The organism is Mesorhizobium sp. YR577, from assembly GCF_900116595.1.
Taxonomy (GTDB): domain Bacteria; phylum Pseudomonadota; class Alphaproteobacteria; order Rhizobiales; family Rhizobiaceae; genus Mesorhizobium_M.
In genome coordinates this window covers 67877-84031 of the sequence record NZ_FPBI01000012.1, presented here as the reverse complement: position 1 = coordinate 84031, position 16155 = coordinate 67877, and the positions used below count along the sequence as shown (strand labels likewise).

Sequence of the window (16155 nt, the reverse complement as noted above, 5' to 3'; positions counted from 1 at the left end):
ATCGAAGCGGTCAGAATGGCTTCACGATGACGAGAATGACGATGATGATCATCAAAACTGTCGGAATCTCGTTGATCATCCGCCAATGACGTGCCGGTTTGGTGTTTCGGTCTTCGGCAAAACGGCGAACCGCGCCAGCGAGATAACCATGCACACCGGATAGCGCAACGACCGCCGCAATCTTCGCATGCAGCCAGCCACCCGAGAAGCCAAAGCCTTTCCAGGCAAGCCACAGCCCGAACACCCAGGTAATGATCATCGCCGGATTGATGATCGCGCGCAGCAGACGCCGCTCCATCACCTTGAAAGTTTCCGACTGAACAGAACCCGGCTCGGCATCGACGTGATAGACGAACAGCCGCGGCAGATAGAGCATGCCCGCCATCCACGAGATGACGGCGATGACATGCACGGCCTTGGCCCAGAGATAGAGATTTTCCGGGTCGAAGTAGAACAGCAATCCCGTCAGAACGACGAAAATGCCGATCGCGATCGCCGCCCGCTTCATCGCCTGTCCGCCGCTTGGCGAAACTTTTGCGCTTTCAGCACTCATTGCCCTGAAAAGCTCCTGACTTGCCGGATCATCGCCTCGACATGTTCGATAGGCGTTTCCGGCGTAATACCATGGCCGAGGTTGAAGATCAGTGGCCCGGTGCCCAATGCCTTCAGGATAGCGTCCACGCCCTCAGAGAGGGCCCGTCCGCCGGCTACAAGCCGCAATGGATCAAGGTTGCCCTGCACGGCCCCGCCCGCCTGTAAGGCCCGCGCCTGGGACAAGGGCACCGTCCAATCCAGTCCGAGACCGGTAACGCCCGTCTTCTCGCGATAGGTGGAATAGCGGTGGCCGGCACCTTTCGGGAACCCGATGATCGAAACATCGGGATAGACGGCGCGAACCTGCCGCACGATTTCCGCCACCGGGCGGACGCAGAAAGCTTCGAAACAGGCCTCATCGAGCACGCCGGACCAACTGTCGAATATCTGGACGACGTCCACGCCGGCTTCGATCTGTTTGATGAGATATTTGGCCGAATAGTCCGAGAGCATCGAAAGCAACTGCGCCATTGCCTCAGGCTCACGAAAGGCAAAAAGCCGGGCCGGTGCCTGATCGGGCGTTCCATGGCCGGCGATCATGTAGGTCGCAAGCGTCCACGGTGCGCCGCAAAAGCCGATCAATGTGGTTTGTTCGGGGAGCTCAGTGCGAAGGCGCTTTACCGTCTCGTAGACCGGTTTCAGATGGTGATGGAAATTCGATCCGTCAAGAGCAGCAATTTCCGGTGCCGAGATCGGCGTCATCAGCGGACCTCGCCCTTCCTCGAAGCGAAGATCGCGGCCAAGCGCATGAGGCACGACGAGGATGTCGGAGAACAGGATCGAAGCATCGAAGCCAAAGCGGCGGATCGGCTGGAGCGTCACCTCCACTGCGAAGTCCGGATTGTAGCAGAGATCGAGGAAGCTTCCGGCCTTCTTCCTGAGCTCCCTGTATTCGGGAAGGTAGCGGCCAGCCTGCCGCATCATCCAGAGTGGAGGCGGAGAAACTGTCTCGCCTTTCAGGACGTCCAGCATGACGCGTTGCGCGTGCATTGAGCGTTATCCTCCCAGCTCTTTCTATAAATATAAATTCTATGAAAAGAGTCTTCTGATTCTTAGACTCTGTTGGAATCGGGAATTGCGACTTATCCCCGAACGAGCCTTTGTAACCAGAAAGCATATTGTCGCGCCGATTTCGATGTGAATTGGAAAACTCTGGGGACGAGCAGATTTCAGCCAGGAATTACAAAGCCTTGCTGGTCTGAAAATTTCAGGCCGATGACAATCTTCTGAGGCTTGTTCGACTTATCCCCATAACCCTCCTTGCCGCGAAAACGAAACAGACAGCAGGGCGAATTGTGGACAAACTGGCTTCTGATACAGTCCGCTCTGGCCGAGAGGGGCAAATGTCCTGCTTATCCACATTTGACCACAGAACCGGGCGCGCCTTGTGAACAAACCCCAGAGCTTCTTCCATCTTCACCTTATTTCGGACGCCACCGGCGAGACGCTGCTGGCCGCCGGGCGGGCGGCATCCGCGCAATACAAGGATGCAAGGGCGATCGAGCACATCTATCCGCTCATCCGCACCGACAAGCAGCTGATGAAGGTGTTCGAGGATATCGAGGAAGAGCCCGGCATCGTTCTCTATACGCTTGTCGACCAGAACCTTGCCGGCCAGATCGATGCGCGCTGCGCCGAAATGGGCTTGCCTTGCGTTTCCGTGCTGGAGCCGGTGCTTGCGGTCTTCCAGTCCTATCTCGGTACGCCGGCCGGCCGCCGGGTCGGTGCGCAACATGTGCTGGATGCCGAATATTTCCGGCGCATCGATGCGCTGAACTTCACCATGGAGCATGACGACGGCCAGTTGCCCGGCGATGTCGACGAGGCTGATGTCGTTCTCATCGGCATATCGCGAACCTCAAAGACGCCGACCAGCATCTATCTGGCCAATCGCGGCATCAAGACCGCCAACATCCCGATCGTTCTCGGCGTGCCGCTGCCGGAGAGCTTAGCTGACGCCAGGAAACCCCTCATCGTTGGCCTGGTCGCCACCGCCGAGCGTGTCTCGCAGGTCCGTCAGAACCGGGTGCTGGGAACGACCACCGGTTATGATTCACAAGGCTATGTCGACAGGGCGTCGATTGCCGAGGAACTTGCCTATGCGCGGCAGATCTGCACGCGGCACAACTGGCCGATGATCGATGTCAGCCGCCGTTCCATCGAGGAAACGGCAGCCGCAATCGTTGCCCTGCGCGGCAAGACGCGCTAGTCGAAGCGCGACCGACCCTTCGACCGAGGTTTGCATGGCAGCGAAAATCATACTGGCTTCGGCAAGTCCGTTCCGGAAGGCGCTTCTGGCCAATGCCGGCATCGAATTCACCGCAATCCCGGCCGATGTCGATGAGAGGGCACTCGAGGCGCCGCTCGAAGGCACTGGCGCTACGCCGGAAGATGTCGCGTCGATCCTGGCCGAGGCCAAGGCAATCAATGTCAGCGAAAGCCACCCCGGTGCCCTGGTCATAGGCTGTGACCAGACGCTCTCGCTGGGCGACCGCGTTTTCCATAAACCCCGCGACAAGGAAGATGCGCGCCGGCATCTGCTCGATCTCTCCGGCAAGACGCATCAGCTCAACAGCGCCGTCGTTTTGGTACGAGACGGCGAAACACTATGGCGCGATGTCAGCATCGCGCGGCTGACCATGCGCAAGCTCGATCCCGCTTTCATTGGCCGCCATCTGGCAAAAGTCGGCGACAAGGCGCTGGCAAGCGTCGGCGCCTATCAGATAGAAGGTGAGGGCATCCAACTCTTCGAAAAGATCGACGGCGACTATTTTACCATTGTCGGCCTGCCGCTGCTGCCGCTTCTGGCGAAGCTGCGCGATCTCGGAGCGATCGATGGCTGATCGTGCCGTTAAGGCCTTCGTGTGCGGTCACCCGATCGCCCATTCGCGTTCGCCGAAAATCCATGGTTTTTGGCTGAAAAAGCACGGAATCGACGGCTTCTACGATGCCGTCGATGTCGCACCGGAGAACTTCGAAGCTTTTCTCGGCGGATTGGCCGAAAACGGGCTGGCCGGCGGCAATATCACGATACCGCACAAGGAAGCAGCCTACCGCTTCGCTGATCGTCGCGACGCTGCCGCCGAGGAAATCGGCGCGGTCAACACCTTGTGGTTCGAGGATGGGCAGCTCTGCGCCACCAACACCGATGCACACGGCTTTGCCGCCAATCTCGATGAATATGCGCCGGGCTGGACGAAAGCTGGGACCGCCGTGGTGCTGGGTGCCGGCGGCGCGTCCCGCGCCGTCATTTTCGCGCTGAAACAGCGCGGTTTTACCGATATCCGCATCGTCAACCGGACTGTCGCGCGCGCTGCCGAACTGGCTGATCGCTTTGGCAAAGGTGTTTCGGCCCATCCCTCCGATGCCGTTTCGGAACTGCTCTCCGACGCCGGCCTGTTGGTCAACACAACGGCGCTTGGCATGCATGGAAACGCCGAGATCCCGGCCGACCCGTCACATCTGCCCGACCATGCCATCGTTATAGACATTGTCTATGTACCGCTGGAGACGCCGCTGCTTGCTGCGGCGCGGATGCGGGGACTGAAGACCGTCGACGGCCTCGGCATGTTGCTGCATCAGGCGGTTCCGGGCTTCGAGCGCTGGTTCGGCGTCAGGCCGGAGGTTACGCCGGAACTGCGCAGCCTCATCGTTTCGGATCTGGGTGCCAAATGATCGTACTGGGGTTGACCGGGTCGATCGGCATGGGCAAGTCGACGACGGCCAAGATGTTTGCCGATGCCGGCGTGCCGGTGCATGATTCCGACGAAACCGTCCATCGTCTTTATGCCGGGAAGGCCGCACCCCTGGTGGAGGCGGCGTTTCCCGGAACGGTGAAGGACGGCGTTGTCGACCGCACACTGCTGGCGCGTCAGGTTCTGGGCGACGCGGAAGCGCTGAAAAAGATCGAAGCGATCATCCATCCACTGGTTCGCGCTGATGCAGACGCCTTTCTGGCAAGGCACCGCGCGGCTGGAGCGCCGCTTGCTGTGCTCGATATTCCGTTGCTATTCGAGACCGGCGGCCGCAATCGCGTCGACAAGGTGGCCGTGGTGACCGCGCCGGCGGATATCCAGCGCGAGCGCGTGCTTGCGCGGCCCGGGATGACCGAGGAAAAATTCGCCAGTATTCTGGCAAAACAGGTGCCGGATGCGGAAAAACGCCGGCTCGCTGATTTCATCATCGATACCGGCCAGGACCTTGAGGTCGCGAAAAAGTCGGTCGAAGAAATCATCGCCACGCTGACCAAGGAAATGCCGGGACAGCCCGCTGCCTGACCTTGCCGGGATTCTCGGTCGGGGCCATGCTTGGTCAAGGAGTGGTGATTCGAATGCGCGAGATCATTTTCGATACGGAAACCACGGGCCTCGATTCCCGCGAGGACCGCGTCATCGAGATCGGCGGCGTCGAACTCGTCAACCGCTTTCCGACCGGCAAGACCTTTCACGTCTTTATCAATCCGCAAGGGCGGGCCGTTCACGCCGAGGCGCTGGCGATCCATGGCATCAGCAATGAGCAACTGGCGGATAAAAAGACCTTTCCGGAAATAGCCGAAGAGTTCATGGAATTCATCGACGGCGCCAAGCTGGTCGCCCATAATGCCAATTTCGACATGGGCTTCATCAATGCCGAGTTCGCCCGGCTCGGCCAGCCGGCGATCGGCTCGGAACGCGTCATCGACTCGCTCGCATTGGCGCGGCGCAAGCATCCTATGGGGCCGAATTCGCTCGACGCGCTCTGCCGCCGCTACGGCATCAACAACAGCCACCGCACTTTTCACGGGGCCTTGCTCGATTCGCAGCTTCTGGCCGAAGTCTATATCGAGCTGATCGGCGGCAAGCAGACGGCCCTTGTCCTGGACGCAGGCATGGAAACAAGGTCGGATGCCACGACCGAAATCCAGATTGAGATTTCGATCGAGCCGCGTCCCGAACCGCTACCGCGCCGCCTGACGGATGCCGAACGTGCCGCGCATATGCGCCTGATCGCCGATCTCGGCGAAAAAGCCCTCTGGCAAAATTTCCAAGAGAACTGAGAAACAAAAACAGAGCTGAAAACGAAAAACCCGGCGCTAGGCCGGGTTTTTCAATTGGTTTCGCTGGAGAAATCAGCTGACCTGGACTTTGGCCGCAGCCTGGTCTTCGGCCATCTTCTGCTGGAACATCTGCGCGAAATCGATCGGGTCGAGCATCAGCGGCGGGAAGCCGCCATTGCGCGTCGCGTCGGCGATGATCTGGCGAGCGAACGGGAACAGCAGGCGCGGGCATTCGATGAACAGCAGCGGCAGCATGTGCTCCTGCGGGAAGCCTTCGATCTTGAAGACGCCGCCATAGATGAGCTCGACATTGAACAGCACGTCCTTGTCGAAGGCAGCCTTGGCCGTCAGCGACAGATTGACGTCGAATTCCTTGTCCGAAAGCGGATTGGCGTTGACGTTGACATTGATGGCGATGCCGGGAGCCTTATCGCGGCCGCGCAGCGAATTCGGCGCGCCGGGGCTTTCGAAGGAAAGGTCCTTCACATACTGGGCAAGCACGTTCAACGAAGGCTGCACGCCGTTGTTGCCGTTTCCGTTGCTCACAGCGCCCGCGGCGTCATTGTCGTTCTTGGCCATGAGCCATGATCCTCTTTGCTTCAGCCGCCCGGCGGCCCGGATTAAAATCGTGCGTTGGCTAGCATGGTGTTCTTGCCAACACAAGTTTTTGCCGGTTTCAGGCCGTTTGGCGGATCACTCGTCGCCGATCTGCCGCCAGGGCGAACGCGGGTCGGGGCCTTTGGTATAGTCGTCTTCGTCGAGATCGATGGTCTTTTCGCGCCTGCCGTCCCGCGGGAAGCCGCCCATCCGGCCGAAATCCGCCGAAAAATTGACCCGCCGCTTGATAAAGCGCCAGCCGAGGTCGCGGATCGGTGGAATGAAAAGCAATATGCCGACGATATCCGTCACGAAGCCCGGAATGAGCAGCAGAACGCCGGCAAGCAGGATCATCACGCCATGGGCGAGGTTGCGGCTGGGGTCGCGCCCGGCCTCGATTTCGGCGCGAATGCCGGCCAGAACGCTGAATCCCTGGTAGCGCATCAGCATGCCGCCGGCGATTCCGGTGGCGATGGTAAGCCCCAGAGTAGGCAAAACGCCGATCTGGCGCCCGACGACCACGAAACCGGCGATTTCGATCAGGGGAAGCAGAAGAAGAAACAAAGGAATGAGGGAAACCCGCACGTGCCCGCCAATATTAAGGTTGCATCAAAATGCCCAGCACCCGATGCTGGCACATTATACGATAGATAGGTATGCATGCCTTTGATTTGAATGATGACGGCATGCGTTCTATATGCATGGATTGAAGCGCGGAATGCGGCGAAACGGCGGTGTTGCCGGCCGAAGACAAAGGACTAGTGGCGAAAGACATGGAATTCTTCGATTTCGGCACGATATTTTTTCTGATTGCGGCTGTCGTGATCTTCTTCCAGCTGCGCAATGTGCTCGGCCGCCGCACCGGCAACGAGCGTCCGCCCTTCGATCCCTACACTGCCGGGCGGACCCGCAGCGACAAGGACGCCTCGGCGAAACCCGAAAATGTCGTTTCCCTGCCGCGCAAGCGCGTTTCCGCAGACAATGACGAAGCCTATGTGGCAATCGACGCCTTCGCCAAGCCCGGCACGGAGCTGAACAAGGGCTTGCGCGCGATCAAGGACGGCGACCAGACCTTCGAGCCTAAAACCTTCGTCGACGGCGCCAAGATGGCCTATGAGATGATCGTCATGGCCTATGCCGACGGCGACCGCAAAACCTTGAAAAACCTGCTTTCGCGCGAAGTCTATGATGGCTTTGTCGCCGCGATTTCCGATCGCGAAGGACGCTCGGAAAAGATCCAGTCCTCTTTCGTCGGCATCGACAAGGCCGATATCGTCTCGGCCGAGATGAAGAATGGCGAGGCGCATATCACGCTCCGCATCGTCAGCGAGCTGATTTCCGCCACGCGCGACAAGGCCGGCGAGGTGATCGACGGCGATCCCGAGACGGTGGCCGAGGTCAAGGACGTCTGGACCTTCGCCCGCGACACCCGCTCGCGCGACCCGAACTGGAAGCTCGTCGCCACCGAAGAAGAAGACTGAGCCTTTTGCGGGAGCCGGGCCGGTGCCTTTGTCGCCTGTTTTCCGCATCGTCTCCTTCGACGACCTGCCCGGCTGGGCAGATGACACCCAGGCGGATGCCTACGCCGCCTTTCGCCACTCAGCCTTCCACGTCCTGAACAAACCCTATCGAACGGGTTCGCTCGGCATCGATTTTTCGGCCTTCGAAGAAGCCTATGCCGCGGCCCGAGCCGAAAGCACTGGCGATGCCAGGGCTTTTTTTGAGCGTCATTTCGTTCCGGCGCTCGTCGTGCCGGATGACACGGAAGCCGGTTTCGTCACTGGTTTCTACGAACCGGAAGTGGAAGCATCTGCCAGCCGAACCGAAAAATTCAGGGTTCCGCTCTTGGCGCGGCCCGACGATCTGATCGATATCGATGACGAAAACCGCCCTGCGGGCATGGATCCATATCTCGCCTTCGGGCGCGAGACGCCAACGGGCCCTGTTGAATATTTCGATCGCGCGGCAATCGAACAGGGCGCTCTGGCTGGGCGCGGGCTGGAAATCGCCTGGGTTGCCGACCCGGTCGATGCGTTCTTCATCGATGTCCAGGGAGCCGCCCGGCTCAAGATGACGAACGGATCGCTGCGCCGGGTCACCTATGCGGCAAAATCCGGTCAGAGATTTTCGGGACCGGGGAAAAAACTGGCCGATCTCGGTGAAATCCCGCTCGAACAGGTCACCATGCAGTCGATCCGGGCATGGCTGGCCGCCAACCCGCACCGGGTAAGCGAAATCCTCTGGCAAAACCGGTCCTACATCTTCTTCCGCGATGCGCCTGTCGACGAACCGGAGCTTGGTCCGATCGCCGCGGCAAAAGTGCCGCTGACGCCGGGCCGCTCCGTTGCCGTCGACAGGCTGCTCCACACATTCGGCACGCCGTTCTTCATCCACGCGCCGACGTTGACGGCCTTCGAGAAAAAGCCCTTCCGCCGCCTGATGATCGCCCAGGACACCGGTTCGGCCATCGTCGGCACTGCGCGAGGCGATCTCTTCGCCGGCTCCGGTTTTGAGGCCGGCGAGATTGCGGGTGTGGTGCGAAACAATGCCGATTTTTTCGCCCTCATTCCCCGAAGCCTTGCCGGCGAGGCATCATCATGAGCGGGCGCGTCAAAAAACTCAGCGACGAGGACCGTGTCCTCTGGAACCTGGTCGCGCGCTCGGCCAAGCCGCTCAAAGGCAAGGTGGGCGTGCAAGAACCGTCGCCGGAGCCGATGACCATGGAACAGGCGATGGCCATGGACAAACCGGTCGCCAAGCCGGCAGCTCCAACACCAGCCAAGCCGCGCCAGACCGTCACGCATTCCTTCGATGCGCCGACCCACGACAAGATTGCCAAGGGCCGCCTGCCGATCGAGGGCAGGGTCGATCTGCACGGCCTGACGCAGGATCAGGCCTATTCGCTGCTGCTTTCCTTCCTGACCCGCGCCTATGCCGGCGGTGTGCGCTACGTCCTGGTTATCACCGGCAAGGGTTCGTCTTCCGGCGGCGAGGGCGTGCTGCGCCGCGCCGTGCCGGCCTGGCTGATGACACCGCCTTTTCGCATGTTTGTAAGCAGTCACGACCATGCCGCCCGCAACCACGGCGGCTCGGGCGCGCTCTACATAAGGCTTCGCCGTCATGCGGTGCCGAAATCATGACGCCGCTTGGTGAAAGGCTGCGCGCGCTGCGCGACGAAAGAGGCGTCAGCCAGAAGGAAATGGCCGCAGCCCTCGGCGTGAGTGCCGCCTATCTCTCCGCACTCGAGCATGGCAGGCGCGGAACCCCGACCTGGGCTCTTATCCAGAAGATCATCGGCTATTTCAACATCATCTGGGATGACGCCGAGGATCTGCAGCGTCTGGCCGAAACGTCGCATCCGCGCGTGGTGATCGATACATCGGGGCTGTCTCCAGCAGCGACCGAACTCGCCAATCTGCTGGCCCGTTCGATAAACCGGATCGGTGAGGACGATATCCTGAACCTCACCGCGCAACTGAAAGCCGCTCGCGGGCGACGGCGCTGATCTTCGGCGTCGGCTAGAAAAGCGCCTGCAATTCCGGCAGCTTGTCGTTGACCAGCCAGCCGTAATAATTTTCTTCTGGAAACTTGGCTTCCTGGCCTTCGCTCTGCCGCTTCTGGTTTTCCGCTTTCAGCGCATAGGCGCGCGCTTCCGGGTTGCCGATATTGTACAAGGTCGCGGTGATCCCCGGATTCTTCGAAATGTCGAAGCCGGCAATATTGCGATAGGCGTCGATCGACGTTTTCACGACGGCGGCGACATAAGGCAAGGTCAGGTCCGGGTCCATGATCGTTTCATAGACCTGGCCCGGCCGCGCGGCATCGAGCTTCGGCAGTCCCGAAACCCGGTGGACCAGATCGCTCACCTGAAGTGCGGTCAGCGGATTGAGCTGGCCAAGGCCGAATGTCTGGCCGGCATAGAAGGGCTGGAAGAAGGTGGCGCTGAAACGGTCGTTGGGATAGCTCTTGCCACCCACCGTCTTGCCGCGGAACTGGCGGTTCCAGACGTTTTCTCGGCATTCCCACAGATCGTAGCTGTCGGTCTTGCTGGCGCAGCCGGCAAATTCGGGCCGCTGGATGAAATCGGTGACGTCTTCGCCCTTGTAGGTGAAGCTGATGCCGTTGTTGAGATAGGCCGCCGCCTTCACATAATAGGTCTGCAGCCGGTCATAGGCATCGACATTGTAGGTATGCTCGCCGACCAGGGCACCAACGATGTGCATCGGGTCGATCCTGTATGCGGATGCGACCTCGCGGATCTTCGCGCGCAGCGCGCTATCATTCTTGAACAGTGCATAGACCTTGCGGTACTTGGCGTCGAAGCTGGTCTTGCCGGCCTTGGTGCGCTTGGACGAGGCGCCCGGCACCGTCGGCTGTTCGGCGTTGCGGTTTCCCGGCGGCACAAGCGTTTGCGCCGCGGACGGCAAAACCCCGCCGGTCAGAACCAGAATAGATGCCAGGACAGACAGTATCTTCATGCGTTGCCGCAACCTTGCGATAGCCACGAGCCGCGCACGTTAGGAAAAGCGCCCGACCAAGTCGAGCGCTTTCCGTTGGTAAGGATCGTTTTGATGCGATCCTTAAAGGATAAATCGCGACAAATCCGTGTTCCGCGACAGATCGCCCACATGCTTTTCGACATAGGCGGCGTCGATCTTCACCGAGGTGCCCGACTGATCGGGAGCGGTGTAGGAGATTTCGTCCAACACGCGCTCCATCACGGTCTGCAGGCGCCGCGCACCGATATTCTCGACGCTGGCGTTGAGGTCGACCGCAATTCCGGCCAGCGCATCAATCGCATCGTCGGTGAATTCGAGCGTCACGCCTTCGGTGCCCATCAGCGCGATGTACTGCTTGATCAGGCTGGCTTCCGTCTCGGTCAGGATGCGCCGGAAATCATCCTTTTCCAGCGCCCGCAGCTCGACGCGGATCGGCAGGCGGCCCTGAAGCTCCGGCAGGAGGTCGGAGGGCTTGGAAACATGGAACGCGCCCGACGCGATGAACAGGATATGGTCGGTCTTCACCGGCCCATATTTGGTCGAAACCGTCGTGCCCTCGACCAGCGGGAGCAGGTCGCGCTGCACGCCTTCGCGGGACGGACCGCCGGAAATGTCGCTCCTGGCGGCGATCTTGTCGATCTCGTCGAGGAAGACGATGCCGTCATTCTCGGCCGATTCGAGCGCCTTGCGCACGACCTCGTCCTGGTCGAGCAGCTTGTCGGATTCGTCGGCGATCAGCAGCTCGTAGGACTCCTTGACCGTGGTCTTGCGCGTCTTGGTCCGCGTCTGACCCATGGCCTTGGACAGCATGTCGTTGATGTTCATCACGCCGATATTGGCGCCGGGCATGCCCGGAATCTCGAAGCCCGGCATGCCGCCGGTTCCGGTGTCGGCAACCTCGACCTCGATCTCCTTGTCGTCGAGCTCGCCGTCACGCAGCTTCTTGCGGAAGCTGTCGCGGGTGGCCGGGCTGGCCGTCTTGCCGACCAGCGCCTCAAGCACGCGCTCCTCGGCGTTGAGATGCGCACGCGCCTTGACGTCTTCGCGCATTTTTTCGCGCACGATGCCGATCGCGGTCTCGACGAGGTCACGAATGATCTGCTCGACATCGCGGCCGACATAGCCGACTTCGGTGAACTTGGTTGCCTCGACCTTGATGAATGGCGCGCCGGCCAGCCTTGCGAGACGGCGCGAAATCTCGGTCTTGCCGACGCCGGTCGGCCCGATCATCAGGATGTTCTTGGGCATCACCTCTTCGCGCATGTTGCCTTCGAGCTGCTGGCGGCGCCAGCGATTGCGCAATGCGATGGCCACGGCGCGCTTGGCGTCCTTCTGGCCGATGATGAAACGATCGAGTTCGGAAACGATCTCGCGGGGGGAAAAATTTGACATATTGGATACTCGGTTTTGTTTTTGCTTATGTATGAGCCGGAAGCCGGCCCGCAAGGGCGTCCGGCAGCCGTGACAGAAGAGTACGGCGCAGCGAATGCCAACCGGCGCTCAGAAGAAGCACCAGCGCACCGAGCACCAGCATGGTCAGCGGCACGACGCTGTCCGACAGTCCCGCCTTGACGACCAGCGAACCGAAGGCAAAGCCGGCATAGGACAGGCCCGAGACGAGAATGGCGCGCCTGTCGACCAGCACGGCGACGAATGCAAGGCCGATGAAGATCGCAAGGATGCTCCAGGCCGAAATGGCCTCGGGGCCGCCTTGGCCGACCAGGCCGCTGATGAGCGGATGGACGATCAGCGGTGCAGCCAGCATGTGCAGCCAGAAGGCGATGTCGGTGCGCCGGGTCTGGCGTAGCGGATCGCTCAGATCGAAGCGCATGGCGAGCGCGAACACCGCAAGCCCGCAAACGAGCAGCAGTGGCTTGGCGATCTGCGCAATGAGATCGGGAGCAGCGATGAAAACAAGCCCGACAGCGGCGGCGACCAGAGCCGCGACCCCGGCTGCCACTGTGATCGGCACGCGAAAACGCCAGTAGTGCAGCGCAGTGGCGCCGGCAGTGACGAGCCCGGCCACGACGATTGGCCAGCCGGTATCGTCGGCAAACGCTGATCCGAAGCCCAGCCTCGGATCCAGGGCCAAGGCGACGGCCCCAAACACCGCTGCCGCGAAAGCCAGAAGCAGCACGATGCTCGGCAGCGCCATGCGCCGCTTGCGGGTGAAATATTCTGCAAGCAGCCAGTTCGCCACCGCGATGACGACACACATGCCGACACTGCCGATGAATTCGATGGAGAAGTAGCCCACAGCGCCGAGGAACAGGCCAAGGCCGATCGTCACGAAGATATCGCTGAACCCGCTGATGAAACGGAACTTTTCGTCATCCTGCGGTTCGACGTCGAGGGCGGTGGCTCTCGTCCTTTCCAGATCGCGCAGCCCTTGCGCCTGTTCGGCCGTCACAAGGCCGCGTTCTATCGCCGCGAGCAGCGCTGCATTCGAGATGAAAATGTCCGGCGATTTGGAAAGCGTGTTCATAGGTCTAGATGGCCCCCGCCTGCCACTGCTTGATCGCCTCGAAAGGATGGACCAGCATGATTACGTTGAGTGTCAGATTGTCCCGGATGAGATAACCGACCCCGATTTCGAAGATCAGCGCCAGAACCAGGATGCTCCATACGGGCAGGCGTCGCGCCATGACAAAGCCCAGCACCATCGCCAGCGTGTCCGACACCGAATTGACGATGCTGTCGCCATAATAGTCGAGCGATATCGTGCCTTCCCGATAGCGGTTGATGATGAAATCGCTGTTCTCCAGGAGCTCCCAGGCGCCTTCCACGACAATGGCCAGCGCCAGCCGTACCCAAATCGATCGTCCGGGCAGCACCAGCCAGGCAAGCGCATAAAACAGGAAGCCGTGGATGATGTGCGAGAAGGTGTACCAGTCGCTGATATGCTGCGAATTCTCGGAACTCTGCACGACCCCGTGCCAGAGTTTCACATAGCCACATTCGCAGATCGGCACCCGGCCCATCATATAGAGGATCACCGCCTGCGCGATGATCAGCGCTGCTGCGATCGCGACGCCAGCCTGCCAGGACAGGTGAAAAGCGTCTTTTTTCTGCCCTGCCGAAGCGGTCATGCGTCCTCGTTCCAGTCATCGGCGTCGATCGCCATCATCAGGGCCGGACCATAGATCGAGGTCCGTGTGTCGAAGGCGCGAAAACCGGCCTTCTCATAGGCGCGAATGGCCCTTTTGTTGGCCGGGTCCGGGTCGATGATCACGCGCGGCGTGCCTTCCTCGAACAGCTCTTCCACGAACTGCCGCAAAAGTGCCGAGCCATGACCCATGCCGACAAGCTCCGGCCTGCCGATGGAAAGGTCGAGCCCAAGCGTGCCGAATGGCTGGTCCTGATAGGGATGGTCGTCCTCGAGATGCGGATCGTAGCTTTGCAGATAGCCGATCGGCTTGCCGTTCAGCTCAACGATCAGCGGCTCGACCGATATGCTGTCGATATGCTCGCGGATCGAGGCAATCTCGTCTTCAGCATCGTCCCACCACTCGGCGACATGCGGTTGCCGCAGCCAGCCGGCGATCATCGGCAAATCTGCCTCGACCACCGGACGGAAGCTGTAGCGGGGCTGCGCCTCAGGCGGCATCGAGCGTTTCGATGACGAAGCTGTGGTTGGTGTAGACGCAGATGTCGGCGGCGATTTCCATCGCCTTGCGGGCGATCTCTTCGGCGTCCTTGTCGGTGTCCATCAGCGCGCGGGCCGCGGCCAGCGCGTAATTGCCGCCAGAGCCGATCGCCATCACGCCATATTCCGGCTCCAGCACGTCGCCGGTTCCGGTCAGCGCCAGCGAGACATTCTTGTCGGCAACCAGCATCATCGCCTCCAGCCGGCGCAGATAGCGGTCGGTGCGCCAGTCCTTGGCGAGCTCGACGCAGGCGCGCGTCAGCTGGTCGGGATATTGTTCGAGCTTGGCTTCGAGGCGTTCGAGCAGGGTGAAGGCGTCAGCTGTGGCGCCGGCGAAACCGGCAATGACATTGCCTTTGCCGAGCCGGCGCACCTTCTTGGCATTGCCCTTCATGATGGTCTGGCCAAGGCTCACCTGGCCGTCGCCGGCGATCACCACCTTGCCGCCCTTGCGCACGGTCACGATCGTTGTGGCGTGCATCGTCAATTCATTCGACATATTCAGCTCCGATTGCGCGCCATCCCTTTAAGGCAATCGGCGCGGTACGAGGTTTGTTTCGCCATATGTATGCATAGGCCGCATGATTGCAAATCCCCACGAGACGCGCCGCAACACACGCGTCGTGCCAACTGGAAATCGTGGCAGCATGCTGTTAGAAGGCTCACGTTTTCTGAATGCAAGGAACCGCTCCATGAGCAAGCGTGCCGCCGAAGTCAGCCGCAAGACCCGCGAAACGGAGATCGCCGTTTCCCTCGATATCGACGGCACCGGCCGCTCCGATATGTCGACGGGCGTCGGCTTCTTCGACCATATGCTTGACCAGCTTTCGCGCCATTCGCTGATCGACATGACGGTTAAGGCCAAGGGCGACCTGCATATCGACGACCACCACACGGTCGAGGACACCGGCATCGTCATCGGCCAGGCTCTGGCGAAGGCGCTCGGCGAGCGTCGAGGCATCATGCGCTATGCGTCGATCGACCTTGCCATGGACGAGACGCTGACGCGGGCTGCAATCGATGTTTCCGGCCGGCCGTTCCTTGTCTGGGACGTAAAGTTCTCGGCGCCGAAGATCGGCACTTTCGACACCGAACTGGTGCGCGAATTCTTCCAGGCTCTGTCGCAGAATGCCGGCATCACGCTGCATGTCACCAATCATTACGGCGCCAACAACCACCACATTGCCGAAACCTGCTTCAAGGCTGTGGCGCGCGCCTTGCGGACGGCTCTCGAGCGCGACCCGCGCCAGCCGGACGCGGTTCCTTCCACCAAAGGTTCGCTGAAAGGCTGACGCCGATGAGCACTTATGTCGTCATGGAGCCGCCGCTCAAGGGGCGCGGCGAGGTATCCGACAAGGCCGTCTTCGTCCGCGACAGGTTTGCGGTTTTTGCCTTTCTCGTGCCCCCGATCTGGCTGCTCTGGCACCGTCTCTGGATCGAAGCCGCGTTTGCATTCGCCGCGGCTCTGGCGTTGGCAGCGCTTGGCGAAGTCGCAGGCTTCGGCGTGACCGGCTCGCTGCTGTCGCTGCTCGTCTCGATCTTTGTCGGCCTGGAAGGGCCGGCGCTGCGCATTGCAGCTCTTCGCCGCCGGGGCTGGCGCGAATGGGGCGCTGTCGAGGCCGATGATATATCTGACGCCGAGATACGCTATCTCACACAGGCTGCGAGCGGCGAGACTGCCGAGGCCGAGGATATTGCCCGGCCCGTCGCCGTTGCCTCGCCCCATGCGCTTTCGCGACCTGCACCGGCGCTAGGCCTCGTTCAATATCCCGGAAAAGCCTGAC

The 16155-nt window shown here is 60.8% G+C and carries 21 protein-coding genes; 11 read left to right on the top strand and 10 right to left on the bottom strand.

Going from position 1 to position 16155, the window contains the following annotated elements:
* Positions 1–10 precede the first annotated feature (10 nt).
* Positions 11–553, bottom strand: a complete 543-nt coding sequence (gene hemJ / locus BM413_RS18520; protein WP_091915723.1) for a protoporphyrinogen oxidase HemJ — start codon at positions 551–553, stop codon at positions 11–13.
* On the bottom strand, positions 550–1584 hold the full coding sequence (gene hemE, locus BM413_RS18515) for a uroporphyrinogen decarboxylase (RefSeq protein WP_091915722.1): 1035 nt from the start codon (positions 1582–1584) through the stop codon (positions 550–552). The genes hemJ and hemE overlap by 4 nt, the downstream gene beginning before the upstream one ends.
* A 397-nt stretch (positions 1585–1981) precedes the next feature.
* Here hemE and BM413_RS18510 point away from each other — a divergent pair, with 397 nt between their 5' ends.
* From BM413_RS18510 to dnaQ, 5 genes are read left to right on the top strand one after another with little or no spacing between them, the layout of a single operon-like run.
* Positions 1982–2803: a pyruvate, water dikinase regulatory protein gene (locus tag BM413_RS18510; RefSeq protein WP_091915720.1), complete on the top strand. Its 822-nt coding sequence runs from the start codon at positions 1982–1984 to the stop codon at positions 2801–2803.
* A gap of 34 nt (positions 2804–2837) precedes the next feature.
* A complete protein-coding gene (locus BM413_RS18505; protein ID WP_091915718.1) occupies positions 2838–3437 on the top strand; it encodes a Maf-like protein in 600 nt (199 codons plus the stop codon).
* Positions 3430–4269, top strand: coding sequence for a shikimate dehydrogenase (locus tag BM413_RS18500; RefSeq protein ID WP_091915716.1), 840 nt, complete (start codon positions 3430–3432; stop codon positions 4267–4269). Before BM413_RS18505 ends, BM413_RS18500 begins: the two co-directional genes overlap by 8 nt.
* Positions 4266–4871, top strand: a complete 606-nt coding sequence (coaE, locus tag BM413_RS18495; protein ID WP_091915714.1) for a dephospho-CoA kinase — start codon at positions 4266–4268, stop codon at positions 4869–4871. The genes BM413_RS18500 and coaE overlap by 4 nt, the downstream gene beginning before the upstream one ends.
* Before the next feature lie 53 nt (positions 4872–4924).
* Entirely contained in the window at positions 4925–5629 is a 705-nt protein-coding gene (gene dnaQ, locus BM413_RS18490) for a DNA polymerase III subunit epsilon (protein ID WP_091915712.1), read from the top strand.
* Between the two features lie 72 nt (positions 5630–5701).
* Here the strand turns inward: dnaQ and secB are convergent, their stop codons facing one another.
* Together secB and BM413_RS18480 are read right to left on the bottom strand one after the other, a co-directional pair.
* The gene (gene secB, locus BM413_RS18485) at positions 5702–6208 is read right to left on the bottom strand and encodes a protein-export chaperone SecB (protein WP_091915711.1); all 507 of its coding nucleotides are present in this window, start codon (positions 6206–6208) and stop codon (positions 5702–5704) included.
* Positions 6209–6322: 114 nt separating this feature from the next.
* Positions 6323–6811 carry an FxsA family protein gene (locus tag BM413_RS18480; protein WP_091915709.1) on the bottom strand — a complete coding sequence of 163 codons (489 nt, stop codon included), beginning with the start codon at positions 6809–6811 and terminating at the stop codon, positions 6323–6325.
* Positions 6812–6999: 188 nt separating this feature from the next.
* Between BM413_RS18480 and BM413_RS18475 the strand changes: the two genes are divergently transcribed.
* Genes BM413_RS18475 through BM413_RS18460 form a run of 4 tightly spaced genes read left to right on the top strand, consistent with a single transcriptional unit; the run spans position 7000 to position 9731 of the window.
* Positions 7000–7707 carry a Tim44/TimA family putative adaptor protein gene (locus BM413_RS18475; protein ID WP_091915707.1) on the top strand — a complete coding sequence of 236 codons (708 nt, stop codon included), beginning with the start codon at positions 7000–7002 and terminating at the stop codon, positions 7705–7707.
* Between the two features lie 22 nt (positions 7708–7729).
* A complete protein-coding gene (locus BM413_RS18470; RefSeq protein WP_091915705.1) occupies positions 7730–8827 on the top strand; it encodes a murein transglycosylase A in 1098 nt (365 codons plus the stop codon).
* Positions 8824–9366 (top strand): Smr/MutS family protein, encoded by a 543-nt coding sequence (locus BM413_RS18465; RefSeq protein WP_091915703.1) that lies wholly within the window; start codon positions 8824–8826, stop codon positions 9364–9366. The genes BM413_RS18470 and BM413_RS18465 overlap by 4 nt, the downstream gene beginning before the upstream one ends.
* Positions 9363–9731 carry a helix-turn-helix domain-containing protein gene (locus tag BM413_RS18460; RefSeq protein WP_091915701.1) on the top strand — a complete coding sequence of 123 codons (369 nt, stop codon included), beginning with the start codon at positions 9363–9365 and terminating at the stop codon, positions 9729–9731. Before BM413_RS18465 ends, BM413_RS18460 begins: the two co-directional genes overlap by 4 nt.
* Before the next feature lie 13 nt (positions 9732–9744).
* On the opposite strand, the gene BM413_RS18455 is transcribed toward BM413_RS18460, so the two are convergent.
* The 6 genes from BM413_RS18455 to hslV all read right to left on the bottom strand — a co-directional run bounded on the left by BM413_RS18455 (position 9745) and on the right by hslV (position 14870).
* Positions 9745–10704 carry a DUF1402 family protein gene (locus tag BM413_RS18455; RefSeq protein WP_091915699.1) on the bottom strand — a complete coding sequence of 320 codons (960 nt, stop codon included), beginning with the start codon at positions 10702–10704 and terminating at the stop codon, positions 9745–9747.
* A 102-nt stretch (positions 10705–10806) separates the two neighbouring features.
* Positions 10807–12117, bottom strand: coding sequence for an ATP-dependent protease ATPase subunit HslU (gene hslU, locus BM413_RS18450; RefSeq protein WP_091915697.1), 1311 nt, complete (start codon positions 12115–12117; stop codon positions 10807–10809).
* 25 nt (positions 12118–12142) lie between these two features.
* A complete protein-coding gene (locus BM413_RS18445) occupies positions 12143–13210 on the bottom strand; it encodes a hypothetical protein (protein ID WP_244537913.1) in 1068 nt (355 codons plus the stop codon).
* A gap of 4 nt (positions 13211–13214) precedes the next feature.
* A complete protein-coding gene (locus BM413_RS18440; RefSeq protein ID WP_091915695.1) occupies positions 13215–13814 on the bottom strand; it encodes a DUF2585 domain-containing protein in 600 nt (199 codons plus the stop codon).
* On the bottom strand, positions 13811–14332 hold the full coding sequence (locus BM413_RS18435) for a GNAT family N-acetyltransferase (RefSeq protein WP_091915693.1): 522 nt from the start codon (positions 14330–14332) through the stop codon (positions 13811–13813). Before BM413_RS18435 ends, BM413_RS18440 begins: the two co-directional genes overlap by 4 nt.
* The gene (gene hslV / locus BM413_RS18430) at positions 14322–14870 is read right to left on the bottom strand and encodes an ATP-dependent protease subunit HslV (RefSeq protein WP_091915691.1); all 549 of its coding nucleotides are present in this window, start codon (positions 14868–14870) and stop codon (positions 14322–14324) included. The genes BM413_RS18435 and hslV overlap by 11 nt, the downstream gene beginning before the upstream one ends.
* A 193-nt stretch (positions 14871–15063) precedes the next feature.
* Here hslV and hisB point away from each other — a divergent pair, with 193 nt between their 5' ends.
* Both hisB and BM413_RS18420 read left to right on the top strand, forming a co-directional pair.
* Positions 15064–15663, top strand: a complete 600-nt coding sequence (hisB, locus tag BM413_RS18425) for an imidazoleglycerol-phosphate dehydratase HisB (RefSeq protein WP_091915952.1) — start codon at positions 15064–15066, stop codon at positions 15661–15663.
* Positions 15664–15668: 5 nt separating this feature from the next.
* Positions 15669–16154, top strand: coding sequence for a DUF2628 domain-containing protein (locus BM413_RS18420; protein WP_091915689.1), 486 nt, complete (start codon positions 15669–15671; stop codon positions 16152–16154).
* Position 16155 lies beyond the last annotated feature (1 nt).

Coding starts and splice junctions, on each gene's coding strand:
- hemJ (WP_091915723.1), bottom strand. CDS start 553: ATGAGTGCTGAAAGCGCAAAAGTTTCGCCAAGCGGCGGACAGGCGATG.
- hemE (WP_091915722.1), bottom strand. CDS start 1,584: ATGCACGCGCAACGCGTCATGCTGGACGTCCTGAAAGGCGAGACAGTT.
- BM413_RS18505 (WP_091915718.1), top strand. CDS start 2,838: ATGGCAGCGAAAATCATACTGGCTTCGGCAAGTCCGTTCCGGAAGGCG.
- BM413_RS18500 (WP_091915716.1), top strand. CDS start 3,430: ATGGCTGATCGTGCCGTTAAGGCCTTCGTGTGCGGTCACCCGATCGCC.
- coaE (WP_091915714.1), top strand. CDS start 4,266: ATGATCGTACTGGGGTTGACCGGGTCGATCGGCATGGGCAAGTCGACG.
- dnaQ (WP_091915712.1), top strand. CDS start 4,925: ATGCGCGAGATCATTTTCGATACGGAAACCACGGGCCTCGATTCCCGC.
- secB (WP_091915711.1), bottom strand. CDS start 6,208: ATGGCCAAGAACGACAATGACGCCGCGGGCGCTGTGAGCAACGGAAAC.
- BM413_RS18475 (WP_091915707.1), top strand. CDS start 7,000: ATGGAATTCTTCGATTTCGGCACGATATTTTTTCTGATTGCGGCTGTC.
- BM413_RS18465 (WP_091915703.1), top strand. CDS start 8,824: ATGAGCGGGCGCGTCAAAAAACTCAGCGACGAGGACCGTGTCCTCTGG.
- BM413_RS18460 (WP_091915701.1), top strand. CDS start 9,363: ATGACGCCGCTTGGTGAAAGGCTGCGCGCGCTGCGCGACGAAAGAGGC.
- BM413_RS18455 (WP_091915699.1), bottom strand. CDS start 10,704: ATGAAGATACTGTCTGTCCTGGCATCTATTCTGGTTCTGACCGGCGGG.
- hslU (WP_091915697.1), bottom strand. CDS start 12,117: ATGTCAAATTTTTCCCCCCGCGAGATCGTTTCCGAACTCGATCGTTTC.
- BM413_RS18445 (WP_244537913.1), bottom strand. CDS start 13,210: ATGAACACGCTTTCCAAATCGCCGGACATTTTCATCTCGAATGCAGCG.
- BM413_RS18440 (WP_091915695.1), bottom strand. CDS start 13,814: ATGACCGCTTCGGCAGGGCAGAAAAAAGACGCTTTTCACCTGTCCTGG.
- BM413_RS18435 (WP_091915693.1), bottom strand. CDS start 14,332: ATGCCGCCTGAGGCGCAGCCCCGCTACAGCTTCCGTCCGGTGGTCGAG.
- hslV (WP_091915691.1), bottom strand. CDS start 14,870: ATGTCGAATGAATTGACGATGCACGCCACAACGATCGTGACCGTGCGC.
- hisB (WP_091915952.1), top strand. CDS start 15,064: ATGAGCAAGCGTGCCGCCGAAGTCAGCCGCAAGACCCGCGAAACGGAG.
- BM413_RS18420 (WP_091915689.1), top strand. CDS start 15,669: ATGAGCACTTATGTCGTCATGGAGCCGCCGCTCAAGGGGCGCGGCGAG.